Origin of the sequence: Rhizobium sp. BR 362 (assembly GCF_036528765.1) — a bacterium.
Taxonomy (GTDB): domain Bacteria; phylum Pseudomonadota; class Alphaproteobacteria; order Rhizobiales; family Rhizobiaceae; genus Rhizobium.
The window spans coordinates 60,999-87,262 of record NZ_JARWGH010000008.1; the positions used below are offsets into that span (position 1 = coordinate 60,999).

General features: G+C 59.9%; 21 protein-coding genes. 7 read left to right on the forward strand and 14 right to left on the reverse strand.

All coding sequences use genetic code 11. The features are described from left to right. Positions 1-16: 16 nt before the first annotated feature. The 13 genes from QDY28_RS14025 to QDY28_RS14085 form a co-directional block, all read right to left on the reverse strand. Positions 17-1,027, reverse strand: coding sequence for a zinc-dependent alcohol dehydrogenase family protein (locus QDY28_RS14025; RefSeq protein ID WP_331382295.1), 1,011 nt, complete (start codon positions 1,025-1,027; stop codon positions 17-19). Positions 1,028-1,086: 59 nt separating this feature from the next. Next, entirely contained in the window at positions 1,087-1,875 is a 789-nt protein-coding gene (locus tag QDY28_RS14030) for an L-iditol 2-dehydrogenase (RefSeq protein WP_331382296.1), read from the reverse strand. A gap of 90 nt (positions 1,876-1,965) precedes the next feature. After that, a complete protein-coding gene (locus QDY28_RS14035) occupies positions 1,966-3,021 on the reverse strand; it encodes a carbohydrate kinase family protein (RefSeq protein WP_331382297.1) in 1,056 nt (351 codons plus the stop codon). Beyond that, positions 3,021-3,692 carry a D-lyxose/D-mannose family sugar isomerase gene (locus QDY28_RS14040; RefSeq protein WP_331382298.1) on the reverse strand — a complete coding sequence of 224 codons (672 nt, stop codon included), beginning with the start codon at positions 3,690-3,692 and terminating at the stop codon, positions 3,021-3,023. The genes QDY28_RS14035 and QDY28_RS14040 overlap by 1 nt, the downstream gene beginning before the upstream one ends. Continuing rightward, positions 3,689-4,846, reverse strand: a complete 1,158-nt coding sequence (locus tag QDY28_RS14045) for a Gfo/Idh/MocA family protein (RefSeq protein ID WP_331382299.1) — start codon at positions 4,844-4,846, stop codon at positions 3,689-3,691. Before QDY28_RS14045 ends, QDY28_RS14040 begins: the two co-directional genes overlap by 4 nt. Positions 4,847-4,870: 24 nt before the next feature. Then, positions 4,871-5,695 (reverse strand): class I fructose-bisphosphate aldolase, encoded by an 825-nt coding sequence (locus tag QDY28_RS14050; RefSeq protein ID WP_331382300.1) that lies wholly within the window; start codon positions 5,693-5,695, stop codon positions 4,871-4,873. Between the two features lie 393 nt (positions 5,696-6,088). Beyond that, positions 6,089-7,447, reverse strand: coding sequence for a GGDEF domain-containing protein (locus QDY28_RS14055; RefSeq protein ID WP_331382301.1), 1,359 nt, complete (start codon positions 7,445-7,447; stop codon positions 6,089-6,091). Between the two features lie 8 nt (positions 7,448-7,455). Continuing rightward, on the reverse strand, positions 7,456-8,211 hold the full coding sequence (locus QDY28_RS14060; protein WP_331382302.1) for a transporter substrate-binding domain-containing protein: 756 nt from the start codon (positions 8,209-8,211) through the stop codon (positions 7,456-7,458). Between the two features lie 111 nt (positions 8,212-8,322). Beyond that, positions 8,323-10,020 carry an ATP-binding protein gene (locus QDY28_RS14065; protein WP_442967516.1) on the reverse strand — a complete coding sequence of 566 codons (1,698 nt, stop codon included), beginning with the start codon at positions 10,018-10,020 and terminating at the stop codon, positions 8,323-8,325. Next, on the reverse strand, positions 10,004-11,524 hold the full coding sequence (locus tag QDY28_RS14070; RefSeq protein WP_331382303.1) for an ATPase domain-containing protein: 1,521 nt from the start codon (positions 11,522-11,524) through the stop codon (positions 10,004-10,006). Before QDY28_RS14070 ends, QDY28_RS14065 begins: the two co-directional genes overlap by 17 nt. Further along, complete coding sequence (locus QDY28_RS14075) at positions 11,517-12,911, reverse strand: sensor histidine kinase (RefSeq protein WP_331382304.1); 1,395 nt, start codon at positions 12,909-12,911, stop codon at positions 11,517-11,519. The genes QDY28_RS14070 and QDY28_RS14075 overlap by 8 nt, the downstream gene beginning before the upstream one ends. Positions 12,912-13,029: 118 nt before the next feature. Beyond that, positions 13,030-13,395, reverse strand: a complete 366-nt coding sequence (locus QDY28_RS14080) for a response regulator (RefSeq protein WP_331382305.1) — start codon at positions 13,393-13,395, stop codon at positions 13,030-13,032. 603 nt (positions 13,396-13,998) lie between these two features. Continuing rightward, entirely contained in the window at positions 13,999-14,244 is a 246-nt protein-coding gene (locus QDY28_RS14085; protein ID WP_331382306.1) for a hypothetical protein, read from the reverse strand. A gap of 415 nt (positions 14,245-14,659) precedes the next feature. Between QDY28_RS14085 and QDY28_RS14090 the strand changes: the two genes are divergently transcribed. Beyond that, positions 14,660-16,243 carry a Na+/H+ antiporter gene (locus tag QDY28_RS14090; protein WP_331382307.1) on the forward strand — a complete coding sequence of 528 codons (1,584 nt, stop codon included), beginning with the start codon at positions 14,660-14,662 and terminating at the stop codon, positions 16,241-16,243. Positions 16,244-16,263: 20 nt separating this feature from the next. Here QDY28_RS14090 and QDY28_RS14095 read toward each other — a convergent pair whose 3' ends face one another. After that, positions 16,264-18,825 (reverse strand): patatin-like phospholipase family protein, encoded by a 2,562-nt coding sequence (locus tag QDY28_RS14095; protein WP_331382308.1) that lies wholly within the window; start codon positions 18,823-18,825, stop codon positions 16,264-16,266. 246 nt (positions 18,826-19,071) lie between these two features. Between QDY28_RS14095 and QDY28_RS14100 the strand changes: the two genes are divergently transcribed. The 6 genes from QDY28_RS14100 (at position 19,072) to QDY28_RS14125 (ending at position 26,256) form a co-directional block, all read left to right on the forward strand. After that, positions 19,072-20,094, forward strand: coding sequence for an ABC transporter substrate-binding protein (locus QDY28_RS14100; protein ID WP_331382309.1), 1,023 nt, complete (start codon positions 19,072-19,074; stop codon positions 20,092-20,094). Beyond that, positions 20,091-21,131, forward strand: coding sequence for a FecCD family ABC transporter permease (locus QDY28_RS14105; RefSeq protein ID WP_442967517.1), 1,041 nt, complete (start codon positions 20,091-20,093; stop codon positions 21,129-21,131). The genes QDY28_RS14100 and QDY28_RS14105 overlap by 4 nt, the downstream gene beginning before the upstream one ends. Beyond that, entirely contained in the window at positions 21,128-21,889 is a 762-nt protein-coding gene (locus QDY28_RS14110) for an ABC transporter ATP-binding protein (RefSeq protein ID WP_331382310.1), read from the forward strand. Before QDY28_RS14105 ends, QDY28_RS14110 begins: the two co-directional genes overlap by 4 nt. A gap of 155 nt (positions 21,890-22,044) precedes the next feature. After that, on the forward strand, positions 22,045-23,676 hold the full coding sequence (locus QDY28_RS14115; protein ID WP_331382311.1) for an MFS transporter: 1,632 nt from the start codon (positions 22,045-22,047) through the stop codon (positions 23,674-23,676). Between the two features lie 291 nt (positions 23,677-23,967). Next, positions 23,968-24,741, forward strand: coding sequence for an SDR family NAD(P)-dependent oxidoreductase (locus tag QDY28_RS14120; RefSeq protein WP_331382312.1), 774 nt, complete (start codon positions 23,968-23,970; stop codon positions 24,739-24,741). Between the two features lie 315 nt (positions 24,742-25,056). Beyond that, complete coding sequence (locus QDY28_RS14125) at positions 25,057-26,256, forward strand: acyltransferase family protein (RefSeq protein ID WP_331382313.1); 1,200 nt, start codon at positions 25,057-25,059, stop codon at positions 26,254-26,256. The last annotated feature ends 8 nt before the right edge of the window (positions 26,257-26,264 follow it).

Consider the following 26,264-nt stretch of genomic DNA (forward strand, 5'->3'; position numbering starts at 1 on the left):
CGTGCCCGCCCCTAAGCTAGAGCCGGACGATGACCTTGATCTCGCCTGGCAATGGCGCGCTGCCAACGACCTCCGCGACCTCTTCAAGACCGATGGTCTTGGTCACCAGCATATCCAGCTCCAGTGCCCCGCTCGCAACCAAAGCCGCAGCCCGCGAATGGGTGAAAGGATTGAGATAGGCCGGTCTTATATCCACTTCGTTGACCAGCAGATCGAAGGGCAGGACAGGCACCTCGACACCTCTAGGCGTCACCCCGAAAAGCACGAAGTTGCCGCCGCGCCTTGCCATCCGCAGACCGGTCTGCAAGGTCTCGGGAACACCGGCGCACTCGATGACGACATCCGCGCCACCGTGGGTGACGTCTCGAACAGCCGCGACGGCGTCCGAAGCGGTCGGGTCGAAGGCATGCGTCGCGCCCAGGCGGAGGGCAGTCTGCCGTCTCGAGAGCTGCCGCGTGATCAAAATCACCTGGCTTGCCCCAGCCTGGCGGGCCAATTGCACCATAAGCAGACCGATCACCCCGCCTCCGAGGATAGCTACGCTCTCGCCTGGACGGATCTCCGCCTTGTGGATCGCATGAAGGCAGCAGGCAAGCGGCTCACAGAAAGCGCCGTGCACGGGATTGAGACCGGCCGGCAGCGTGAAAGCCTGCCGATACGGCACCGCCACATATTCGGCAAAACCGCCATCTCGCGTCACCCCGATCGCAGTCAGGCCCTCGCATAAATTCACCCGCCCGCGTGTGCAAGCATGACACCGGCCACAGGCGATATTGGGATCTGCGGTCACGAGTTCGCCGCCGGTAAAACCCGCAACCTCATCGCCGACCGCTTCCACGATGCCGCAGAATTCATGGCCCATCGTGACCGGAATCGCCGTCGGATACTCGCCTTTATACATGTGACGATCGGAGCCGCAGATGCCGGCGGCCAGGACACGGACCAGCAATTCGTCAGGCCGGGCAACCGGCTTCTCGACGCTGCGCATCGTCATGAACCCGATCGACTCGAAGCGGACAGCTTTCATTCCTCTCCTCCTCACTCATGCTTCCATATCGCAGGCCCCGGAAGGTCCTGCCCGAACGATCATCCCATGACGTTGCCGCCATCGACATTGTAGCACTGCGCGACGATGTATGCCGCATCCGGTCCGGCTAGGAAGGCCGCCATCGCAGCCTGCTCCTCGGCAGTGCCAAATCGTCCGGCCGGGACGGCGGCAGCGACGCGGCGCTTCACCTCGCCAGGCTGCAAACCTTCGCGACTCCCGAGTTTGGCGTCGACGACATCCCACATCGGCGTGTCGACCACGCCGGGAGCGATGGCGTTCACGTTGATGCCGTAACGGATCAGTTCCAGCGCGCAGCTTTGCGTGATGCTGATGACGGCCGCTTTGGAGGCGCAATAGGCGACGGCCGGCCCCTCGCCCCGGCGGCCGGCTTGGGACGAGAAGTTGATGATGCGTCCGCCCTCGCCTCTCTCCACCATATGGCGGGCAACGGCCTGCGTCATGAAAATCACGCCTTCGATATTGACCTGGAAGACCCTGGCCGTGCGCTCGCGCGATATCTCCAGAATGGATTGGACTTCGTAGATGCCAGCGGCGTTCACCAGGATGTCGATCTGGCCGGCGGCCTCCAGCGAAAAGCGCACGGCAGCGTCGATGCTTTCCTGGCTGGTCACGTCGAGCGCCACGGCGCGGGCGTCGGGGCCGATCGCCTTCGCGACACCTGTGCATCGTTCACCATCCAGATCCGCCACGATGACCTTCGCGCCCTCCGCCGCGAAGCGTTCACACACAGCCTTGCCGATACCGCTCGCGCCCCCCGTGACCAACGCCACCTTTCCGGAAAGTCGAGATGTCTGCACAGAGGTCATAGCGTCAACTCCTTGATCGTCCTGACGCCTCCGATGGCTGATGCGGCCGATATTTCGCCTAGCTTCATGTCTGCTCCTCCCCTGCTTGGATCATGATTGGGCCGCCTTCTCCTTCATGTCCTCCAGAAGGACTTCCATGCCGGGAATGCCGTCCGTGGCCGTCGCGCCGGCCAGGCAATGCGCGGCCGCACCATGGGCGACGGCGCAGATATGCTCGACAGGCCAGTTCTCGTGCAGGCCGTAGAGCACGGCGGCGCAGAAGGCATCTCCCGCGCCGACGGTACTGACGATATCATGCGGGTCGACAGGCCGCGAACGCGTGACGATCGGCGAGGCGCCGGGCGCAAACCAGCAACAGATTTCCGGCGCATGGATGATCGCCGCTTTACCGACACCAGCCGCAAGCAGGCGTTCGCCCGCCTCTAAAAGTCCGGCCTCAAACAGATCGCCCTTCGCATTGCGAACGGTGACGCCAGTTGCCCGGCCGGCCTCTATCTCGTTGATGATCAGGAAATCGCAGAAGGGCAGCGCAACACCCACCTTGGCGGCGAATTCCGGATCTTCGCTCGATACGAAATCCACGCAGGTCGTAAGCCCTGCGCGCCGCGCGGATTCCAACAGGCGCGATGCCCCCGAACGGCCCTCGGGACCGATCCGGTCGAGCCCCGGCAACAGCATCAGATAGCCGAGATAGAAGAGCCGGTAACCGGCCTTGGCGAAGATCTCAGGCGAGACATGCGCATCGGTGAGCGCATCGTTGGCGCCGCCATGATAGAAGAAGGTGCGGTTCTGGCCCGGCACGTTCATGACATGCGTGTGCGCCGTCACTCGATCGGCGAGCGCCAGAAGTCCCCCGGCATCGATGCCGGCATCCGCAAGACGGGCCTTGACGATCTCTCCGTCCTGATCGGCGCCGATGCACCCGGCGGCCGCCAGCTTTCCGGGAAATCCGAGCGAGGCGAGGTCGGTAACGACATTCGCCGCCCCGCCGCCAACACCCAGATCCTGATGCAGGATATAGGCGAGATTGCCCTGGTCCGGCCAATAGGACAGGGTGTGGACGCGATCGATAATGAAATTTCCCGCGCAGACGATGCCGCCCTGCTCGTGGCTATCGCGATGGTGGACCACCTCCCCGGCTCGCATCAGCCGCCTCCTTCATTCCATAGGGGTCTAAGAGGCGGCTCGTCTTCCTCGATCGCCGCAAAGCGCCCGATCGGCTCAAGAAAGAAATTGTCGCTTTTATCGTCGTTGACCTGGCTGACCTCGCCGACAAGGACGGGTCCGCGGCCTTTCCTGCCGTAGAAGCGATGATAAAGCCCGGTGCGGATCGTCACGCTCTGGCCAGGCGCAAGCACCAGCGGCTCCCAAGCGGCAAGCGTACGCGGCAGTCCATCGACCGGAACCGTCACATCATCCTTTGTTGCATTGCCATCGGCATCGGCCGCGGCGAATTCGATGACGAGATCGCCGCCGGCGCGATTGATGATGTCTTCCATCTTCGCGGCGTGACGATGCGTCGGCGTAAGCTGGCCCTCCTCGACGAAGAGCAGCTTTTCGGCATAGGTGCGCTCGCCATCGAGGCCGACAATGCCGTTGCGCAGGCAGAACAGCACGAGACCGCATTCGGCGAACCGGCTCGAGCCGAAATCGGTGACATCCCAACCGAGCTGATGGGCGCGCAGATAGTTTGCGGCCTCCGGACGAGAGGCAAACTCCGTCGCCGTCCAATGTCCCCACTCCGGCAGGGACCAATGGCAGCGTTCGAGGGTGTCGCTCGCGCGCCGCAGCGCGGCGTTGATTTCGGAGCGCTTCATCGGACCCTCGCTCCGTCATAGTCGACCGACACGACGGCATCCTCACGGCCGGATTTGAGGGCGGCCGTCAATACCGCATGATGGGCCTCCGCCTCGGTCGGCGTGGCACAGCCAAAACCATTCGCATTTCCGCCCGCAAGCTCGTCGACGAAGGCCGCCCACATCTGCTGTATGGCATCGGCAAAGCCGAATTCGAAGATCTTGCCGGTGATCGCCGGAAACAGCGAACCATATCCGAGATCCTCGGTGCTCCAGGCCTGCGGCCCGCCATTATAGTCCATCCACTGCCATTGGCGCGGCGACTTGGTGCTGAAGAATGCGCTCTTCTTCATACCGAGAATGCGAATGTACCAGGTGTTGGATTCGCCGGGCGCGATGCGCCAGGTTTTCAGTACCATCGGGAAATCCTGATCCGCCGTCCGCACGCGGCTGCTGATCGTCGCATTGTCCCAGGTGGTGCAGGGCAGCATGCCGCCCTTGCCGTCAGGTCGCTCGGTGACCTTCTTGACCAGTTGCGCATGCAGGGTAGCCGGGCGCCAGCCGAGGCGCAGCGGCACGTGCAGCACATGCATGCCGAGATCGCCCATGCAGCCATATTCGCCGTTGATATCGGCCATGCGCTTCCAGTTGATCGGCTTTTGCCGGTCGATATCCGAGGAATGCAGGAAACCCGCCTCGACTTCGAGGATGTCCCCCATCTCGCCGCTTTTTGCGAGCGCGATGACCTTCTGCGCGCCGGGGAAGAACGGCATCTCCGACGAGCAGCGAACCAGGAGATCGGGATGCTTGGCGAGTTCAGCCATGATCTCCCGGTTCTGGGCGGCATCCATGCCGAACGGCTTTTCGCCGAGAAGATGCTTCCCTGCCTTCAGGACATCGATGTAAAATTGCTGGTGCAGCACATGCGGGACAGCGCAATAGATGGCATCAACTTCGGGATTGGCCAGAAGCTCCCCATAGTCGGCGGTGAATTGCCGAACCGTCGGCACATTATCCCTGAACCAGTCGAGCAGCGTCGTGTTGGTATCGCAGACAGCGATGATTTCCGGGCGCGCCTTCACATCGACCAAATGCAGCCAACGCGCCGCAGCACTCGCGAACTCGCGCCCCATCAGACCGCAGCCGATGACGCCGAAGCGGAATATTTTCGTCATGACATGTCCTCCCTACGAACGCATTCAGGCGAGGTACCCGGAGGCTTGTTCGATCGATGCCTTGTCATGGACGATTGCCATCAAAGCTCGCGTCATACCGCCGGGATTGTTATGCTGAATGACGTTGCGGCCATAGACGATGCCGCGCGCGCCCTGCTCCATCAACTGCTTTGTGCGGGTCAGAATTTCCTGATCCGAAACGCGGCCACCGCCGCGCACCAGCACAGGGAGCCCTTGGGCGATCTCTACGACGCGGTGATATTCATCGACATTGTCGCATGGGTCGGCCTTGATAATGTCGGCGCCGAGTTCGGCCGCCTGACGCACCAGCGGCAGGATCTTGTCGATCGCGCCATCGACCATGTAGGCGCCCTTGGAATTATCCTGCATGACCAGGGGTTCGACCATCAGCGGCATGCCATAGATCTCGCATTCGCGCTTCAGGCTGTTCACGTTGCGCACGCAGGCGCGATAGACTTCCGGCTGGTCCGGCAGCATCAGGAGATTGACGACGACGCAGGCAGCATCCAGCGCTATGGCCTGTTCGACGGCCCGGTCGATCATTTCCGAAAAAAGCGCCGAAGGCAGCGGGTTGCCGTAGACATTGGCAATATCGGTGCGCAGCACCAATGCAGGACGATGCTTGCCGGGGATCGCCTGCAGCAAAGGCGCCGTGCCTGGCGGAAGCTGAATGGCATCCGGTGCGGCATCGGCGATCACTTTGATGGCCGTCTTCATGTTCTCGATGCCAGCGAGAAAAGTCCGCTCGTTGAACATGCCGTGATCGATGGCAACGTCGAAGCAATTTCCAGACACGCCAAAAAGGCGATTGAGCCGTGCGGTTTTCATTCGGTTCCTCCCTTATGGTAACGTTTCCATGTAAAAAGTAACTGCATTGGAACGACGAGTCAACGAATGTGGTAACGTTTCCATACACGGCTCATAAAAACGAGACAGGCCCCTTACAGGCCGACGAAAGATGATCTTCGCGGATCGTGCCGCACGCGTCGGAAGCAGGAAAAGGAGTCTATCGCCGGCTAGAGCAATTCCAGGAAAAATGCGAAGCGGTTTTCCGTCCGGAATTGCGTAAAAACAAAGAAATAGAGCGGGAAAGCGATTCAGTGAAACGCAGAACCGCTTTAGTGTTCGAAGCGGCGCATGAGATGCCGCTTAAATTCCGAGACTGGGTCCGGCGGCGTTTAGCAGGACTGGCAGCAGGATCATGCCATCGAGGCCGCAGACTTAACTGGCCTTTGACATCTCGCCCGGCCGCGATGCGACCTGCACATTGTTGCGACCGTTTCTCTTTGCGCTGTAAAGGGCAGCGTCGGCCGCGGCAACAATTTCTGCCGGCGCTTTGCAGGCATGGTTTGCCACGGCGAGGCCAAAGCTGGCCGTCAGCCGTAGCGATGGCCCCGCATGCGTTTCGATCGAAAGTTCCTGAATGGAACGCCTTAAGTTTTCTGCGCGCTCGATCGCCTGCTGCTGCGAGCAGTCTTCCAAAACAATAACGAACTCCTCCCCGCCATACCGTGCAATCAGGCTGTTGGCGTGCCAGGGCAAGCTGGCCAGCACGTTGGCGACGGCGGCAAGAGCTCTGTCGCCAACCAGATGGCCGAAGGTATCATTGACGGATTTGAAGTGATCGACGTCGATCATAACAACCGCGAGAACAGGGGCGGCTCTTCTGCTCAAGGCCGCCGTGAGATAGTTCTCGAAGGTCCGCCGGTTTGCGAGACCGGTCAACGAATCCTGTTCCGCCAAACCATGCAGAATGGCATTGGTTCGGTGCAGATCGTCGGAGACCTGTCCGTAGGCAACGATTGCCGCATCGATCATTGCCAGCTCGGCAAGGAGCGGAACGCGCTTTAGCCCGACGACCTGCTCGTGCTTTCCAATTCGCTCCAGATTATCGATCGCGGCAACGATAGGCGCCGTAAGATGATGTCTGGCTGCGATCAGCAAGGCAGTGGCAAAGAGGCTGGGAACGAGCAGGATCAAAATCCATCCAATCTGCATATGACCCGCGCTGCGCTGGATTTCACGTGCGAGATCGTCAGCGACGACGGCCGCATCGCCGCTTAACTGCGAGGCCATCGCATCGATGGTGTGCATGGCTCGGTCGTAAGCCTGTGTCGTTAGCCTGTCGGCGTCGTCAGCATCCGTCGTATCCGTGGGGGACGATGATGTCTTGCTTTCGCGCAGGTCGCGGGCCTGCTGGCGAAGTTTGGCGATTATCTTGGTTTCCTCGGCAACTTGCCGTGCCCCTTCGACAAGACGGGCATTTTGATCGAACGAGAACCCCTGCGCGAGCGCCTGGATCTGCAATTGGATCTGCCGCTCCAATCTGCGGTCCTTCGCAAGATAGATGGAGCGCAGGAGAGAGGATAGACGTTCAATTTTTACGGCGTTCCGGGTCTGCGTCAGGATGAGCGGAATTTGCGTATCACGGGTAAAGTTCGCCTGGGTCTCAATTCTATTCAGCAGGACGAGCGAAATCCCGGCGGCGACCAGCGAGTAGCCGACGACGCCGAGGAGAACCAGGCGACCAACAAAGCTGAGCGAGAGTCGGCGCCTTCTCGACCCGTTGATGTCATCCATGCCGTGGCTCAATAAATGCTGAAGGGGAAGTAGACATCGTTGATGCGGTCATAGACGCCGTTGAGCTTGATTTGCTTCAAGGCGTCGTTCACCTTCTGGATGAGAGCGACATTTCCCTTTTTTGCAGTGATATGCGCCGAGCTCTGCAGAAAGTCGGTGGAAATCGGATCGCCGACATAGCCGTAGCGCGCACCTTCCGGCGTCTGCAGAAAGCTGAGAAGCTCGATGGCATCGCCAATCAAAAGGTCCGCCTGATTATCCAGAAGCAAGTGCTGGGCAGCCGGCTGGTCTTTCGCCAGCACGGCCTTGCTGCCGACGTAGGCCTTTTGCAGATATTCCGCCTGAATGGTTCCCGTTGCCGCCGCAATGCGAACGCCTGCCAGTGCCGCCGGCGCACTATCCTGAAACTTTTCCGAGTCGCCTATCAGCACTGAATGAGAGCGGTAGTAGGGTTCGGAGAACTCCATTTTCTGGGCACGCTCTTCGGTAAAAGCCATGCTGGCGACGATGAGATCGTATTTGTCATCCGCCAAACCCTGAATGATCTCGGTCCACGGCACGGCGACCAGCGAGCATTCGGTCTTCATCTGCTGGCAAAGTGCCTTGGCGATATCGACATCGAAGCCAGCGAGATGCCCGGACGTGTCCTTGAAATTGAAGGGCGGGTATGCGCCTTCGGTGGCGATACGAAGCTGATCGCCCGCCGTTGCCAAGCCAAGCGAGCCTGCAAAAAATAAGGCGATAAGCACAAGCCGAGCGATCATCTGTTCCCCCATGATCGTGTTTTGAACATTTTAGGAGGAAACCGATAACAAAGAATGATAGCGCCCGATCAATTTCGATGCTTTTGAGGGCGTGCACAGCACCAGAAAACATCACTTCGGAAGACGCGATGGCGCGTCAGTCATAAGACCGTCCAGCGCGGCCGCAAGTTCATCGATCCGGTATGGCTTTGGAAGGACCGGAATGCCTTCCGTCGCAGCGGCATCCTTTGCCGCCTCGGCATATCCGCTCGTCAGCAGAACCGGCAAGCCCCGGCGGCGGTGGCGGATTTCGCGGGCGAGTTCGATGCCGTTCATGTCTCCCGGCATCATGATGTCAGACAGTACCAGATCGATGGCACGGCCGTCTGAAAGCGCGCCAAGGGCGGCTACGGCACTCGCCGCACGCAGCACCTGGTAGCCGAGTTGCTTCAGCATCTCCGTAACGAGCGCGGCGACCTCGTCGTCATCCTCGACCAGCAACACCGAACCAAGCTCGGGCGACGTCCGTGTCTGCACGTGAAGATCGACCAGCGGCCGCTCGGCGCGCAGCGGCGGCTCCGACGAACGTGGCAAGAGCAGGGAAACGGTCGTGCCGTGGCCGAGGTCGCTTTCGATCTGGACGGTGCCCCCCGATTGCTTGGCAAAGCCGTGAACCTGGGCAAGGCCGAGACCCGAGCCGCGCCCTATCTCTTTGGTTGTGTAGAAAGGCTCGAAGACGTGCGCCTTGACCTCGTCCGACATGCCGGTGCCCTTATCCGTCACGCTGAGGCGTACGTAATCTCCGGCTAGCTCGGTATCTCTGTACCCACGGACATTTTCTGCGCTGATTTCGATCGCGCCGCCACGCGGCATCGCATCTCGGGCATTGACTGCGAGATTGAGGACGACGAGTTCCAGCTCGCCTGGGTCGACGGAGATCGGCCAGAGATCGTCGGCAAAGTGCAACGCCACATGCACATCGCCGCGCAAGCTGCGATCGAGGAGCTCACGCATGCCCCCGATCTGCACGCGCAGGTCGATAGGCTCGGGCCTCAAGGCGGAGCGCCGGGAAAATGCCAGAAGCTGACGCGTGAGCGCGGCGCCCCGTTGCGCGGCCTGGTGCATGCCCTCCAGCAGCCGGCGCCGGCGCGCGGGATCAGTCTGGCGCTCCAGCATTTCCAAACCGCCCGATATCACCATCAGCAAATTGTTGAAGTCGTGCGCGACGCCGCCCGTCAGTTGGCCGATCGCTTCTATTTTCTGCGCCTGGCGCAACGCCTCTTCCATTCGGGTTCGCTCGGCCATCTGCTCGCGCAGCTCTGCATTTTTGGCGGCTAGCTCCGTCGTACGCGCCTTGATTTTTGCCTCGAGTTCTTCGGCGGCGCGTGCCTGAGTCTGAAGCAAGGCCCGAATTTCATATTGACGATTGCGCGCGCGAACCGCCGTCCTCATAGTGCTCGTCAGCGTCATGATCTGGACCGGTCGCTCCAGCAGCGAGGCGTTGCGCAGCTCCGCCATGAGCTTGGTACGCCACGGGCCTATGGCCGGCTGTTCCTGCCAGCTGGTGAGCACGACGAATGGCAGCTCAGACCACGGCGGCTGATTGGCGACCCAATCGGTCAGTGTCGAGAAATCCTGATCAAATAACCCTTCCTCGGCGATCAGAACCGCGGCAGCTCCGCGCGCAATCTCGCGCACGAGCTCCGGCAACTGGCTGCAGACGAAGGTAGTAAGGTCGGCACGACGAATGACATCTGCCGCCGCCTGACCGTCGCGGCCCACCGGGGCAAAGACGAGGACGCGGCCGTCGAGATCATCCATCTCTGTCATCAGCATCACCGAATAGCGGCGCGACATCGCCGATGTATTGGGGCGTGCCCGAGAGCACGCTGGCAAACTGGGTTAGAGGCGGCCCAAGCTGGATGCCCTTGGAGGTGAGCCTGAACTCCCGCACCGTATGTTCATGATGACCGCTGCGCTTCTTGACGACGGAAAGGGCGCGGCGGACATGCCCTGCCACCTCGAAATAGCGGATCATGACGACCGCGTCGCTCAGGTAGCTCATATCAACCGGCGTATCCATCGGCCCCACCAAGCCGTGTTGCGCAAGCACGAGAATTGTGAGAACGCCCTGTTGACCCAGATAACTCAGCAACTCATGCATCTGCAGGGTCAGAAAGCGCTCGTCCGGCATAGCATTCAGATAGCCATTGAGGCTGTCGATCACGACAATTTGGGCGCCATTCGTTTCGACACTTCGCCTGACATTTGCGGCGAATTCGCCGGGCGACATTTCGGCAGGATCGATTTGCTGAATGCGTAGCAATCCGGAATCCACGCAGGTTTGAAGGGGCAATCCAAGCGTCCGCGCACGCGCCTCGATCGTGCCGCGCCCCTCGTCGAAGGCGTAGAAGACCGCATGTTCGCCCCTCTGGGCGGCGGCGATGGCGTAAGTGAGCGCCAACGAGGATTTGCCGACACCGGCGGCGCCGATGAACAGAGCGTTGGTGCCGCGTTCCAGGCCGCCTCCAAGCATCTGGTCAATCGCCGGATCACCGCTCGATGTGAAGTCCCCGAAAAAATCGCGGTGATGCTCGGCGGCGATAAGGCGTGGGTAAATTCGCAAGCCGCCGGTCTCGATGGTAAAATCATGAAAGCCGCCGCGGAAAGCGATGCCGCGCATTTTTACGACCCTTAAGCGACGGCGTTCGGCGCCGTAGTCGATAGCATGCTGTTCGAGCGTGACAACACCGTGTGCGATGGAATGCAGTTGCAGATCATCCTGGTGGGCGGTGAGATCGTCGAGCAGCACGACGGTGCATTGCCGCTCCGCGAAGAAATGCTTCAAGGCGAGCACTTGGCGACGGTATCTGAGCGGGCTCTGAGCGAGAAGGCGCAACTCGGAAAGGCTGTCGATGACCACACGAGTGGCGTTGAGTCTCGAAACTTCATTGACGATCAGCTTCGTGGTCTCGCCGAGTTCGATCTCGGCGGGATGAAAGACCGTCAGCTCCCGCTCCGGATCCAAGGTCGTCTCCGGGGGCACCAACTCGAAAAGGCTTACCCCTTCGAGGGACCAATGGTGTCGCTTGGCGACCAGCCGCAGTTCGCGCGAGGTTTCCGACAATGTGACGTAAAGCACGGGCTCCCGTTGACGGGCTCCCTCCAGCAGGAATTGGAGAGCCAAAGTCGTCTTTCCAGTTCCTGGCCGCCCCTCGTAAAGATAGACCCGGTTCGGATCCAAACCGCCACCAAGGATGTCATCGAGGCCGGGGCTACCGGTAGAGATTCGCGGCTCTTCCGGCTCCGGTGTGGTCGAGTCCAGTTCAGTCATCGGTTGTCCTTTCATGGCTGCCATTGCCAAGAGATGCCTGCAGACGAGTTGGCCGAAGTGCGCTTGGCAGAGTCATCTGCACCAAAGCCAAGCCGATCCCGCTCCCCTCGAAACTCCGCCCCTGGGCGCCTTCGATCCGATGGAAACGTTCAAAAAGCTTCGGTATCTCCTTTGCGGGAATACCGATACCTTTGTCGCCAACCTTCACCTCGGCGGTGCGGCCATCAGCCGAGGTATCGACCGAAACGCAAATCTCGCCCTCCAGCGTAAACTTGAAGGCGTTTGACATGAGATTGAGGAGAACCTTCTCCCACATGTCACGATCGAGATAAACGGACTGCGGCAGAGACCGGCATTGCAGGCTCAGCTTCAATCCAGCCTTTTCCGTCGCGGAACGGAAGCCTGAGGCGATTTCGGCGCTGAACGAGCCTAGATCCGTCGGTTCATATGTGGCGCTGATTCTCCCGGCCTCAATTCTGGAAAAGTCGAGCAGGTTGTTGACGAGCCGTAAAAGACGCGTTCCGTTGCGGTGGGCAAGTTCGACCTGGGTACGCATTTCCTCGGCGGAAACCTGGCCGGAAAGAACCTCCTCGAGAGGACCAAGCATCAGGGTCAAGGGGGTCCGAAATTCATGACTTATATTGGAAAAGAAGGCAGTCTTGGCGCGATCCAGCTCCGCTAGCGCCTCGACACGCCGACGCTCCTCTTCATAGGCGTCGGCGTTTGCGATTGCTGCTGCGATTTGACCAGCACCCAGGCTGAGAAACCCCCGATAGCTTTCATCGAACAATCGATAAGGATTGAGCCCAACGACCAAAACACCCGAGCGGCCATTTTCTCCAGACGGAAGCACAGCAAGAACGGCGGCCCTGGTGGTTGCCTTGTCCCAGGCACCTTTTGAAAGAACCTTTCCAGCAGAACCAGCCATATCCTCGATCGGAATTGTCTCGTGCTTGCGCAGTACTTCGGCGAGCGGCCAAGGGCTATTGCTTTCTACCGAAAGCGTCTTCGGTGCCAAGGGATGTTCTTCGGGTAAGCCGTGGCGCGCGCAGAGCGTCGCCGATCCGCCATTCGCGGGGATCATGTAGAGAAGTGCGAAAGCGATGTCCTGCGGATCGGTAGCCAACGCCGCGATACTGCGCTGACAAGCTTCGCTCCATGACCGGGCATCGGTCGTTTCTGCCGCAAGCTCCCGGAGCAGCTTAAGTTGGCGTTCACCGATAACTCGCTGCGTATCGTCCGTGTTCGCGCAGATGATCCCGCCGGGCGTGCCGTCGTCATCCGGAATCGGGCTGTACGAAAACGTGTAATAGGTCTCCTCTGGATAGCCATGGCGCTCCATGATCAGAAGCTGCTCCTCGACATAGGTGCCCTCAAGACCACCCATTGCGGTGCCGAGCATAGGTTTAAACAGAGAACAGCAGAGTCGATGGCGGCAAAGTCCCCGATCTGAAGGCGCTGAATTTGCGAGGGGCATGGTGTCGCGCGCTGACGATCGGCCATCACTAGCCCCCGGCGTTGAGAGCGGCCGAAAGGGCAGCCGCGAGTTCGTTTATCTGATAAGGCTTCGGCAGCACCGGTCTTTGGCGGAATTCCTCAGGTAGTGCCGATTCCCCGTAGCCGCTTGCGAAGGCGAAGGGGATGCGCTGCGTCGCCAGAAGCTCGGCAACCGGAAAGACCTTCTTGCCGGCGAGATCGACATCAAGCAGGGCCAGGTCGAACCCGCCTGCCCGCACCTTCTCGATAGCCTCCGCAATCGTATTGGCACTGGCAGCGACGCTACAGCCAAGGTCCTGGAGCATATTCTCGGTCAACATTGCAATCAGACCCTCGTCTTCCACAAGAAGTACGCGCAACCCCTCCAACGCCATCGTCAATCCTCTTAAAAATCGATAGGGGACGGCAGTCCAGCCGCCCGTAATCCGACGCTACTGCCTATATCCCTGGAAACACTGCGCCTTACCGGGTCTGGCACCGACGGCCAGCTCAGCGGAGGCGATGCCAAGGCGCCACTGCATTCAACCGAATGCCGGTGCCATCTGCGCGCACGACCGTTCTGGTATCGCCCTGTTGCGTCCGACAGGCGCGTTGCTCGTGTCGAAAGCGGCGGAAGGTAAGGAGATTTGCCCGAAACTACTGTGATGCATCCGAGTGTGCGCACCAGTCCGATCCCGGCAGCGCTGAAGGAAATGGCGGCCGGAATGTTTCGAGAGGCTCTTGCGAGCGCGTAAATGCGTGATTTTTGCTTTCCCTTAGACAGACTCGGCTGAGCCATTCATCGCCCGCCTCGGCGCTCCCTCTTGACCGGCATCGGTCCGGCGTTTTCAACGCAGCGGGACGCTGTTTGTTCCATCGCACGGCGCGCGCGGGGGCTGGGGCGCAGTCGTTTCCCGGAGATCACAGGCAAGTCGCCGCTGTTGGCTGGCGACCGAAGATTCAGGTCCGGCAAACCTATGTCACGCTATAAGCGAGGTCTATGGCAGATAGCCGGCTGGCAGGAGCCCCTCGAACCGGCCACTTTCGTTTGCAGGGCGCATATCTTTGAACAGTCGCGAGATGAGGCGGGGGCGCGACCCTGGCCTTTCGTCGATCAGTACGACCGACATCTTCTTTATCTCGATCGTGATCGTTCGCGCATCGTCCTGCCGACGAAAATTCGCTGAATCGAGTGAATGGAACCCATTCTGGGCCGCCCATGCGGCTATCATGTCCGCGTTCATGACCATCCTGTCCAAGGAGATACGGGCGGACGCTTTCGGCGCTGTCCCCGCCTATTCGAATCGCCTCTCAGTTCCACGAATACCGCGACTGAATCCCACGAATCCAGCCGAAACCCTTCGAGGCTCGAATTACCCGCCGGGTGTTGCGGGAAAGACTCACGCGGTTGATCGTCGGATTCGATGCAAGTGACTCGGAAAGGTGAGCGCTGATTAACGGCACGGGTCGGGCTGCGAAGGTGCGAGTGAAACACCCATCCTCGGACGCTTTGGTCGCCGAGAACCGTCTGAGGCCGCGTTCGCACGGGCGATCCAGGTTCTCTCATTGTGGGCCACGATGTTTCGGCAATTGCGTTTCGACGAAACGCGCTTTGTAATAGAGCCTATTTCAGCAAAAGTTCTATCAGGGCGCAGGCGCATGGACCCTACACATTTGTTCGAACTCGTTATCGGGATGTTCGTAGCGATCATCGCGCTGCATTATGCCGCCCACAGGTTCGGGCTGCCGCCATCGGTGGCTCTGCTTGCCGGGGGCGCAATGCTTGCTTTCCTGCCGGGGCTGCCTGCAATCGCCGTCGATCCCGGCCTGGTGCTCGTCATCTTTCTTCCGCCGCTGCTCATGGACGGCGCCTGGTTTATTGCGCTTCGTCCATTGCGCCGTCACATAATCGGCATTGCCTCGCTCGCCATCGGCGCGGTGTTTTTCACATGCGCCGTCTTGGCGGTGGTGACCCATCTCCTCTTTCCATCGCTACCCTGGGCAGCGTGCGTGGCGCTCGGCGCAATCGTCTCGCCGCCCGACGCAATTTCCGCCCGCGCTGTCCTGCAACGGGTGAAATTGCCCCGGCGCCTGCAAATCCTGCTCGAAGGCGAAAGCCTGCTCAATGACGCGAGCGGCCTGGTACTCTTCCGCTTCGCCATCGCTGCCGGTGTCACCGGTGCTTTCAGCACTGTCGATGTGGCGGGAAGTTTTTTGCTTTTGGCGGCAGGCGGCGCCCTTGTCGGCATCGTCGTCGGGACAATCTGGGTCCTGTTCGTGAAGCGGCTGCGCGACGAATATCTGATGATCGCCGCGACCACGCTGTTGGCTTGGACCTCTTATCTACTCGGCGAACAAATCCATGTTTCGGGCGTCATCGCAACAGTGACCACGGGTCTGATTGCGAGCTGGCATCAGCATACCGTCTTTTCCGCCTCAACACGCATGCGCGGCACGTCGTTCTGGACCGTGATCGTCTTTTTGATGGAAGCCGCGGTTTTCATATTGATCGGATTGTCGCTTCGGGGTGTTGTTGAACGTGGCGGCGGCTTTGGCGTGGTGACCGCAACGATGGGATTGCCGATACTGGTGATCCTGATTGCACTCACCCTGGCGCGCTTCGGCTGGGTATTCGGATCCGACCTTGTGATCAAGCTTTGCAACGTTTTGAACCTCCATCGATATACGCCGCTCGGTATCCGCGGGGTCACCGTCATAAGCTGGGCGGGCGTTCGTGGTGTCGTCACTCTGGCGCTGGCGCTGAGCGTGCCGGAGGGCTTTCCCGGTCGCGACTTTATCCTCGTAACGTCGTTCGCAGTCATTGTCGGAACCGTGCTTATCCAAGGCACGACCCTTGGGCAGGTAATCACCTGGGCACGGCTGACCGAGCCGGAGTCGGAAAAGGCGCGCCTCACCATGAGCCAGGCCGAAGCGGCCATGGCCCAGGCGCAATTTGCGACCGTCAAAGGACTGGCCTATGACGGCGAAGGAAAACTCATTCATCCGCAACTGCTGGAGCGATATCAGCGAAGGGCCGTGGCAATCGTCGATTATGCAGCTCGTACGGAACAATACTCGCCCATGCTCCAGGCGCATTTCAATGTTGTTCTCGAAGCGGTCGCTACGGGGCGCCGCGAACTCATACGGCTTCACCGGGCCGGTGATATCGACGACGAGACACTGCGCGAACTGGAGCGAGACCTTGATCTCGAGGAGCTAAGCGCGATCTCCGCCAAGTCCTGACGGCACGCGCATGGCGGCTTCTAAAGTCGCGCGCTGAGGGCCGCGCGCATCTGCGGCGGGATATTGAGCAATGCGAGTGCCACGACGAGGTCGTCATTCCAGCCGGCCGGCACGGCCGACGGCTGCGCAAAATCGTTCGTGCCACTCAGAAAGTGATGAGCAGCGTGAAAGCCGAGCGCGCGATAGACCTCGAACTGCTCCTCGCTGAAAAACTGGTCGAGCGTCGTCTCATGCGGAAACGTCGGATTCCGCCTCTTATAGTCCATAATGTAGTCGTTCTCGTCGCCGGTCAGCGATGACTTGATATAGAGCAATATGCCTTTTTCGTCCTCGCCGTATTCTATGATACCGACGGCGGCGTGGGGTCCCTTGGATCTTGCCGGCCCACCTGCATTCGATGCCATCGCCTTCGTCACTTCCAGCGTTCTCTTCTGGATATCCTGCCAAGGGAGCTCGATGCGAATGCCGAGATCAATGCGCGCCATGACCTGGAGCTTCACGAAGGATTCGAACGTCATGCTTGGATCGGCTTCGGCATCAATGGCCAGAATGACCTTGCAGCGACGACGCAGCAATTCGTATATGCCGAGATTTTCCACATGACCGCCGTCGGTCAGATAGACGTTCAGCCTCTTCTCGTCCAAACGGCCGGCGGTTTCATTGGCAAAGTACCACGTGCCGAAATTCGACCACCGCCGGTTCCACCAATGGCGCAAAGCGTCGAGCTTTGCCGGATTGGCCAGCCAATAACCGAGCCGGACGTTGAGCAGGGAAAGGCTGAAGGTCAATATTCTGACGGTATGGTTTCCCATGTTCGCCGATGCCGCGGCACCGGAGGTGGCCATCGCCGTTGCGAGACTGAGGGACGGAACGGCTTCCTCCATCTCCTTGGCCGCCGCATAGCGCGTAGCCTGGCTACCGATGTACAGCGGACTGAAGATGAAATTGTCGGCGTTGCGACCGCGCTTGTTGAGGGCTTTCGACGCGATCAAATTGATCGTCGTATTGACGAGAAGATAGGGCGCATAGGCCGCTCCGGAGTTCCAATGACCGCTCTCGGCATCGAACTGCTTCAATGACGAGAATTTCCAACGGTCGACATCGATCGACGGCTTGCCGCTTCCAAGACGCACGCGCTCGAACAGGAAAGCCCGGCTGAGACGGTCGCGATAGAGTTGATTGAGCGAGTTGGAGTTTGGCCCGATGAAGAGGCAGACGAAGGCGAGCACCAAGGCGACCCACAGATAGAACGAGCCGATCTCGCCCAACCTCCCGATGACAGGAAGATGGTTCGCGGCAAGCGCCGACACGACAGAAAGCCATGACGGAGCGACGGGAGCCGGCGGAGGAGCGGAAGCCAGATCGGCTACGGGTATGATCGCCCAGAAACTGAGATAGAGATAGCAAATCCATAGCAGCAGCGGCACGACGAAGGCCGCAAGATAGAGGGCGATGCGGCTTGCATATTTCTGCAGCATTGCCGTCCAGGTCGCCTCTCCGAGCGTCGCTCTTGCGACGTTCGCGAGCTTCTGCGCCGCACCTATCAACACAAGAGCGGCCGGCAGCAGAACGCCAGCAAGCGCAGGCACGATATGCGCGACCGCCAGAAGAACGCTCTTTATGCCGCCGTTCTCGACGCCAGCGATTTCCGCCGTTGCAGTCATGGTCCCTTTGAACATGCCGCTGAGGATGAGCGGCTGCAGTTCGATGAGAAAGGCACCGGCCATAGCCGCGACGAGCCAGCCGAGGATCCACGCCAGGCGCTCGCGCATCATCAGCCGGCTGGTCTGAAATGTCAGGGAGGTTGCAATTGCGCTGACGAACATCAGGGCCAGGACGATGACGGTAACGTTGATCGTCAATGTGAAGGCTTCAAGGCCGTTGATGGTGATCAACGGAAGCCATCCGCCGCTGAGTGGAAAGCCGAAGATATCCGGCTGCCCCAGATCGGTGGAGCGAGGATTGCAGGCGACGGTGAACACTGCGAGCAGAAGCAGGACGGGCAGGACGATCAGCGCGTTCACGAATAAACCGCGCATCAAAAGCGCAAAGCTCGTCAGATAGTCGATCGTACCGTTCGGGACGAGGAAGTTCGAATAGTTTCGCAGATGCTGGATTTCCGGCGTTTCCTGAGAATCGAGCTTGCTGGCGAAAGGAAAAGTATAGGGCTCCTGCATCATGCCAGAGACGATCGATGTCCCAATATAGCCGCCGCCGGACACCGTAGAGAGATAGTCAAAGGCGTCGAAGACACGTGGCTCGCCGTCGCGCGTGAGTGCATCCAGTGCCTGCGAGACGCCCAGGCAAAAGGCTGCCGAGCGGATGCCGCCGCCGGAAAACGAAAGCCCGGTGAGGTTGCTGCCGGCCTCCATTCGAACAGTGCCACGTTTGCCTGCCTCGGCATGGTCTTCCGATAATTGTGCCGGACCACGGCGAATATGAAATTTCGTACTCTCTGCGCCTTCCTTTGTGACGCCGCACTCTGCCCGATTGGCTTTCACTCCGCCATTTTGAAGTGACTGGCGCCGGAAGTTGACGACATCCAACTCCCGTTTGAAGATCGCTTCGAAATCCAGGGTCATGCGTCCCATCCAATCGCTGAGAATGGTTGCCATTCCAATGCGCATTGCAACTGTATCAGAAATGTTTCGCCGCATAGGAAGCATTTCTCACGGGAGTTGCGCCCTTTAGCTTCGCCTCATGTGCCGCTTTTCTCATTCTCCAATAAAATATGACTAAAAATCTCTTGTTTTTGGCACCATTCAAAGGCTATACCGCCGGCATTTGCGCCCGGCCCTTCGGGTTACCGAACAATCAGGACCTTTCTTGTGACCCTATTGAAATCACTTCTCGCGGTTTCCAGCCTCTGCGCCGCGCTCAGCTTCACCAGCGCCGCGGCATTCGCCGCCACCAAGTATCCGCTGACGATCGAAAATTGCGGCGCGCAGGTTACCTTTCAAAAGGCGCCTGAGCGGGCAATCGGGCTTGGGCAGAACAGCGCGGAGATCCTGCTGCTATTGGGCCTTCAGGATAAGATGGTCGGCACTGCCTTCTGGCCGAGCAAAGTATTGCCGCAGCTTGCCGAAGCCAACGCCAAGGTGAAACTGCTGACGGTCGAGTTCCCGACCTTCGAATCCATCCTCGCGGAGAACCCCGATTTCGTGGCGGCGGCTTTGCCGAGCTTGATGGGACCGAGCAGCAAAGTTGCCAAGCGCGAGGATTACGACAAGGTCGGCATCCCGACCTATCTTTCTCCCAGCACCTGCCTCAGCACCAAAGATGTCAAGGACCAGTACGGCAGCCGCGCTCAGCTATGGAACACGGACCTTCTCTACGAGGAAATCGATGAGCTGTCGCAGATCTTCGACGTCGCCGATCGCGGTCAAGCGCTGATTGCCGATTTCAAGGCGCGTGAGGCCGCGCTTCGCTCCAGCGTGTCGAAAGACGGCAAGAATCTTTCCTACGTCTTCTGGTTCTCCAGCCCCAGCCCGTCGGCCGACGCCTATCTCGGCGGCAAGAACGCGGCATCGGGCTTCGTCGCCGACCTCCTCGGCGGGCATAACGCGGTCACAGCGGAAGCGGAATGGCCGACGCTCGGATGGGAAAGCATCATCGCCGCCAATCCAGACGTCATCGTTGTTGCCAACCTCGACCGCAACCGTTGGGAACTCGACAAGTCCGACGCCAAAATCAAGTTCCTGACCACCGATCCGGCGGTCAGCCAGATCTCGGCGGTCAAGAACAAAGCGATCGTCGTCATGGACGGCCAAGCCATGAATCCGACCGTTCGGACGGTCTATGGTGCCGAACAGGTGGCGGACCAGTTAAAGGCGCTTGGTCTTCTGAAGTGACCGAAACGCATCATCCTTTTCAGCAGTTTTTCGCTTTCGGCTTTCTGCTGCTGATTTCATTCGCCGCCATCGATCTCGTCGTCGGCATCAGCGTCGGGATCGGCGATCTGCCGATCCCGCTCGCCACCACCTTCTCCGCTGTTACCAATCGCATGGGATGGACGGCGGTGGAGCTCAACAAAATCCATGAGGCCGTCATCTGGGACTACCGTCTCAGCCGGGCGCTGGTGGCGGTCTTCTGTGGCGCCGGCCTCGCCTTATCAGGAGCGATCATGCAATCGCTGCTGCGCAATCCGCTCGCCGAACCCTATGTCCTCGGCATCTCGGCCGGCGCGTCCACGGGCGCCGTTGCGATCGTCATCCTCGGCGTCGGCGCGGGTGCTATATCCCTGTCAGCCGGCGCTTTTGCCGGCGCCTTCGCCGCCTTCCTCCTGGTGGCATTGCTGTCGAACGGCACGCGCGGCGGGGCCGACCGCACCATTCTCGCGGGTGTCGCCGCATCGCAGCTCTTCAATGCCGCGACGTCGTATATCGTCACGACCTCGGGCAATGCACAGCAAGCACGCGACGTGATGTTCTGGTTGCTCGGCAGTTTCGGCGGTGTGCGGTGGCCGGAATTCACGCTGGTCTCGATCGTCGTCGGCTTCGGGCTCGTCGCCTGCCTGTTTTACGCCCGTGTGCTGGATGCTTTTGCCTTCGGTGACGAAACGGCATCCTCGCTCGGCGTCAATGTCGCCAGGGCGCGCATCGTGCTGTTCGTTCTGACGGCAATGATGACGGCGACGATTGTCAGCATCGTCGGCTCGATCGGATTCTTCGGCCTCGTTGTGCCGCATGCGGCGCGCTTTCTGGTCGGACCGCTGCATATCCGTGTCCTTCCGACCTGCGCGGTGGCGGGCGCGATCCTCATGGTGCTCGCGGACATTGCGTCGCGTGTCCTCGTTCCGCATCAGGTCCTGCCGATCGGCGTTGTCACGGCGTTGGTCGGCGTGCCCATCTTCTCGATCATTCTCTACCGGTTCCAGCGTGCGTCATGACTATCAAGGCCGATAACCTCGTCTGGAAAATTGGCAAGAAGACCATTCTTGACGGCGTCTCGTTTGAGGCGCGGCCGGGCAAGATGATCGGCCTGCTCGGGCCGAATGGCTCCGGCAAGACCTCGCTCCTCCGTCTTCTCGCCGGTCTGAAGCGACCACATTCCGGCCGCATCACGCTCGACCAAAGAGATATCACGACGATCGGCCGGCGCTCGGTCGCCCGGCGCGTCGCCTTCGTCGAACAGCATGCCACGACCAATGCCAATCTGCGCGTTATCGACGTCGTAAAACTTGGCCGGTTCCCACATCTGTCGATGTTTTCGGGCTGGACTGCCGACGACGAAAAGGCCGTCGAGGGCGCGCTCGAACGTGCCGGCATGACGGAGAAACGCAATGATCGCTGGCAGAGCCTGTCGGGTGGTGAAAAACAGCGCACGCATCTGGCGAGAGCCCTGGCGCAATCTCCGCAGGAACTGATCCTCGACGAGCCGACCAATCATCTCGACATCCAATATCAAATCAGCCTGATGCGGCTCGTCTCCGACCTTCCAGTGACCAGCATCATCGCTTTGCATGACCTGAACCACGCGGCCATGTTCTGCGACCAACTGATCATCATGCAGCAAGGCAGGATCGTCGCTTCCGGAGCGCCGGAGGCCGTGTTGACGGACGAGCTTTTAAGAAACGTCTTTTCGATCGAAGCCCGCGTGGAGGTTTCGCCTCATCACTCACGGCCGCATATCCATTATCTTCGCTGAGGGCCGCGCCTGAGCGCCATCGGCATCGGCGTCGGTAAGCAGAGCAGAAACCACGATCGACGACTTCATCGCACTCGCCCGTCGATCCCGGCTAGCCACCGCAAAGCTTCGTCATATATTGGAGCGGAGGGGGAATCAGGGACGCCGGAGGGACCTTGTCATCGAATTCGTCCACACTCGCACCGCTTAAACATGAGATCTTTCGCAGGATCTGGATCGCGAGCCTTGCCTCGAATTTCGGCGGGCTGGTCCAGGCCGTCGGTGCCGCTTGGATGATGACGACCATCACGGCTTCGGAAGACATGGTGGCGCTGGTGCAAACCTCGACCGCCTTGCCGATCATGCTGTTCTCACTGGTTTCCGGGGCGCTTGCCGACAATTTCGACCGTCGTCGGGTGATGCTGACGGCGCAGTGTCTGATGCTGACCTTTTCCGCAGTCCTGACATTGTGTGCTCTGCTGGGCTGGATCACGCCCTGGCTGCTTCTGCTCTTTACCTTCCTGATCGGCTGCGGAACCGCGCTCAACAATCCATCCTGGCAGGCGTCGGTCGGAGACATGGTGCCCCGTGAGGATCTGCCGAATGCCGTGACGCTGAATAGCATGGGCTTCAACATGACCCGAAGCGTCGGACCGGCGCTCGGTGGCATCATCGTCGCGGCTGCCGGCGCTGCGGCCGCCTTTGCAGTCAATACCGTCAGCTATTTTGCACTCATCTATGCGCTGATGCGCTGGAAACCCGTACTTCCTGCTTCGACGCTGCCGCGCGAAAATCTGGGTAGCGCGATCTTTGCCGGGTTTCGTTACATCTCCATGTCGCCGAATCTCGAAAAAGTGCTCGTGCGCGGTTTCGTCTTCGGCGTGGGAGCCAGCTCGGTATTGGCGCTTCTGCCAATCGTCGCGATCAATCTCGTTTCCGGCGGGCCACTGACCTACGGCTTCATGCTGGGCTCCTTCGGCATCGGAGCGATCGGCGGCGGTGCTCTCAATGCCAGGCTTCGCGAGGCGCTGAGCAGCGAGACGATCATCCGCTATGCCTTCGCCGGATTTGCGGGCAGCATGGCGCTGACCGCATCAAGTCCCTTCGTAACCCTCACCTGCGCCGGGCTGCTCGTTTCCGGCGCTTGCTGGGTGCTGGCACTTTCGCTCTTCAATACGATCGTCCAGTTGTCGACACCGCGCTGGGTCGTCGGCCGCGCTCTGTCGCTTTATCAGACCGTGACGTTCGGCGGCATTGCCGGCGGCAGTTGGCTCTGGGGTATTGCGGCCGATCAATATGGTGTTGCGAACGCGCTCTACGGCTCGGCCGTGGTCATGCTGATCGGCATCGTCATTGGTGTGCGTTTTCCGATGCCAGCCTTCGCTTCGCTTAACCTTGATCCGTTGAACCGCTTCATCGAACCCGCGCTTGGCCTGGACATCAAACCGCGCAGCGGCCCGATCGTCATCCTTGTCGATTATCAGATCAGCGATGCGGATCTGCCGGAGTTTTTAAAGCTGATGGCCGAGCGGCGGCGGATCCGTATCCGCGACGGCGCCAGAAACTGGGCGCTGATGCGCGATCTGGAAAATCCCGGCATCTGGACGGAATCCTACCACACGCCGACCTGGGTTGAGTATATCCGCCACAACCAACGGCGCACCCAGGCGGATGCGGAAAATATGGATCGGCTGAGGGCGCTCCATAGCGGCAACGAGCCGCCGCATGTGCATCGCATGATCGAGCGTCAGGCCATTCCGCCCTCGGACGATGTGTTCCACAAAGCGCCGATCGACCTGCATCATTAAGAGCGGCATGATCACCGGTTAGACATCCGGCTTTGCGCCGCAGCTACAAAAAAAGCCCTCCACCGGCGCCGGCGGAGGGAGGTCAGGTCATATTGCTCGTCCGGCATTACCCGGAACCGGACTTTGCGGTGCCGGACGAACGCACGTCATTTAAATATTTTAAACGGCCGACTGGTTTGCGCAGGCTTTAGCCATATGTAGCGTTGCGCGATCAACGCTACTGCTTTGGGGCTTCCATCCGTTGCAGGTTCGGCGCGTGCCTCAGCGAGAGCAGCATGAAAGGTAATCACCATGAGCCGTGTTTTCGTTACAGGATCCACCGATGGCCTCGGTTTGGCGGCGGCGCGCGTCCTTATGGATGAAGGCCATGAAGTCGTACTGCATGCGCGGTCAAACGATCGAGCTTCGGCTCTCGTCAACCTGAAATTCAGGGCGCTGGCAATCGTCATCGGCGATCTCAGCAGCGACGCGGAGACGCGCTCGATCGCGGATCAAGTCAATGAGGTCGGACGTATGAACGCCGTCATCCACAATGCCGGCATCTATCTCGAGAGAAGCCGAGGAGAGACGACCGAAGGCCATGCGAAGATCTTGGCGGTCAATACGCTCGCTCCCTACCTGCTCACGGCCTTGATCGAACGACCCGATCGCCTGATCTACTTGAGCAGCGGCATGCACCAGAGCGGCGGCGGGCCCATCGACGATATCGATTGGAAACAACGCTCGTGGAATGCGAGCCGCGCCTATTCCGAAAGCAAGCTATATGTGGCCACGATCGCGGCCGCCGTTGCGCGACACTGGCCAGACGTCCTCAGCAATGCGGTGGATCCCGGCTGGGTTCCCACAAAAATGGGCGGCGCCGGAGCACCTGACGATCTTCAGATGGGTCACCAAACCCAGACCTGGCTGGCGACGAGCGACGATGAAGCCGCGAAAATCAGCGGCGCCTACTGGTACCATCGCCAACGACGCCAGCCCGCCGAGGAAGTCACCGATCCAGCATATCAGGATCGGCTCATGGACAAGCTGGCGGACATGACGGGTGTAAAGCTCTTCAAGGCGTAGCTTGTAGATGCGTGAGCAGTCCGCTGGCGACGGTCCGCGTAAGTTCCGCGCCTTCCCTTTGAGTGCATCGATGGCGGTCCGAACATTTCCGAATGTTCGAAAACATCTCCCTTTGTTTCAAACACGTGATCGAACCCACACCGATTGCGCCGCGCCTGCCCAAGTTTGGCCGGATTCGCCCGTGAACCCTCGTGAAGTTGCTCGTTGGTTCATCAGCGCGAGGCCGCAAGATGAATGATAGACGCAAGCGGCACAGCATCGGGGAGTGGGCGCGTCAAAGAGAGTGTCCTACAAGGCTGAAAGCGGGGAGTGTCGATGGCGAATATACGCGACCGCCAATTGGACGGGCTGAGAACTCTTGCTGTCAGCATGGTGCTGTATGCACATTTCTTTGCAGCCGACAGGTCTATTTGGGGCCACCTCGGAGTCCGGCTCTTTTTCGTACTCAGCGGCTTCCTGATAACGCGGCTGTTGCTGCAGGCGCGGGCCGATGCCCAATACCAGCCGATCACGGCATTTAAAGCCTTCTATATCCGCCGCATCTTACGCATATTTCCATCCTATTTTGCCATGTTGGCCTTCGTCTATTTCCTCGACCTCGAAGGAGCCCGCAGCAACGTCAAATGGCACGCACTTTATCTGTCGAACTATTGGTATGCGATGCGCGCCGAATGGACGCCGTGGGTGCTCTGCCATACCTGGAGCCTCAGCATCGAGGAACAATTCTATATCGTCTGGCCGCTGGTGATCCTGCTGGCGCCGCGCCGGCTGATCGAACGAATCTGTATTGCCGTCATCGCATGTTCGCTCGCCTATCGGTTCTGCTGGCCGCTGACGTGGACTCCTTCCCTGATGCGGGACCTTCTCCCTTCGGCCTCGATGGATGCGCTGGTGGGCGGCGCCTTGCTCGCAGCCTATCGCGAGCGAACGCAGGCCTGGCCGCAATGGATGCGACACAGCTGGATGCCGCTGGCCGCGGCTGCCGCCGTGGCGTTATGGCTGCGGCCCGATCCCATCACACCGATGCTGGACTGGGTGATCTGGATAGGCTCGGAAGTTTTCCCGCTCGTGCCGCTCGTCATGCTCGTCGGCTGCGCCGCCGCGGGCTTTCGATCCCTCTTTGGCCGATTGCTCGAATCCTCGCCGATAGCGGCGACCGGCCGGGTAAGCTACGGCATCTACCTCTTCCATCCGATCGTCCTTTCGCTGATCGTTAAGGCGCAAGCCTGGATTCCGGTCAATGTGTCCGAACAAGGCCTCGGGCGCTTGATCGTCGGAAGCGTCGCGACATTGATGCTCGCCTCGATTTCCTGGCTGTTTTTCGAGAAGCCTTTGAACAACCTTAAACGCCACTTCCCTTATGTCGCCCGCAGCCATCGGCCCGCTGCCCCATCGATTGCGATGGCGGGGGAGCTGCTGGAGCATAGGCATGGCTCCAAGGCATACGACACGGCGCTCTACCACCGCGATGATGGCAACCGTGGCGACGCCGTCCAAACATCCGATTTGCAATAAGCTGACGA

Bases quoted from the DNA above. Each gene is read 5' to 3' on its own strand.
- QDY28_RS14025 (WP_331382295.1), bottom strand. From the start codon at position 1,027: ATGAAAGCTGTCCGCTTCGAGTCGATCGGGTTCATGACGATGCGCAGC.
- QDY28_RS14030 (WP_331382296.1), bottom strand. From the start codon at position 1,875: ATGACCTCTGTGCAGACATCTCGACTTTCCGGAAAGGTGGCGTTGGTC.
- QDY28_RS14035 (WP_331382297.1), bottom strand. From the start codon at position 3,021: ATGCGAGCCGGGGAGGTGGTCCACCATCGCGATAGCCACGAGCAGGGC.
- QDY28_RS14040 (WP_331382298.1), bottom strand. From the start codon at position 3,692: ATGAAGCGCTCCGAAATCAACGCCGCGCTGCGGCGCGCGAGCGACACC.
- QDY28_RS14045 (WP_331382299.1), bottom strand. From the start codon at position 4,846: ATGACGAAAATATTCCGCTTCGGCGTCATCGGCTGCGGTCTGATGGGG.
- QDY28_RS14050 (WP_331382300.1), bottom strand. From the start codon at position 5,695: ATGAAAACCGCACGGCTCAATCGCCTTTTTGGCGTGTCTGGAAATTGC.
- QDY28_RS14055 (WP_331382301.1), bottom strand. From the start codon at position 7,447: ATGGATGACATCAACGGGTCGAGAAGGCGCCGACTCTCGCTCAGCTTT.
- QDY28_RS14060 (WP_331382302.1), bottom strand. From the start codon at position 8,211: ATGATCGCTCGGCTTGTGCTTATCGCCTTATTTTTTGCAGGCTCGCTT.
- QDY28_RS14065 (WP_442967516.1), bottom strand. From the start codon at position 10,020: ATGACAGAGATGGATGATCTCGACGGCCGCGTCCTCGTCTTTGCCCCG.
- QDY28_RS14070 (WP_331382303.1), bottom strand. From the start codon at position 11,524: ATGACTGAACTGGACTCGACCACACCGGAGCCGGAAGAGCCGCGAATC.
- QDY28_RS14075 (WP_331382304.1), bottom strand. From the start codon at position 12,911: ATGGGTGGTCTTGAGGGCACCTATGTCGAGGAGCAGCTTCTGATCATG.
- QDY28_RS14080 (WP_331382305.1), bottom strand. From the start codon at position 13,395: ATGGCGTTGGAGGGGTTGCGCGTACTTCTTGTGGAAGACGAGGGTCTG.
- QDY28_RS14085 (WP_331382306.1), bottom strand. From the start codon at position 14,244: ATGAACGCGGACATGATAGCCGCATGGGCGGCCCAGAATGGGTTCCAT.
- QDY28_RS14090 (WP_331382307.1), top strand. From the start codon at position 14,660: ATGGACCCTACACATTTGTTCGAACTCGTTATCGGGATGTTCGTAGCG.
- QDY28_RS14095 (WP_331382308.1), bottom strand. From the start codon at position 18,825: ATGACCCTGGATTTCGAAGCGATCTTCAAACGGGAGTTGGATGTCGTC.
- QDY28_RS14110 (WP_331382310.1), top strand. From the start codon at position 21,128: ATGACTATCAAGGCCGATAACCTCGTCTGGAAAATTGGCAAGAAGACC.
- QDY28_RS14120 (WP_331382312.1), top strand. From the start codon at position 23,968: ATGAGCCGTGTTTTCGTTACAGGATCCACCGATGGCCTCGGTTTGGCG.
- QDY28_RS14125 (WP_331382313.1), top strand. From the start codon at position 25,057: ATGGCGAATATACGCGACCGCCAATTGGACGGGCTGAGAACTCTTGCT.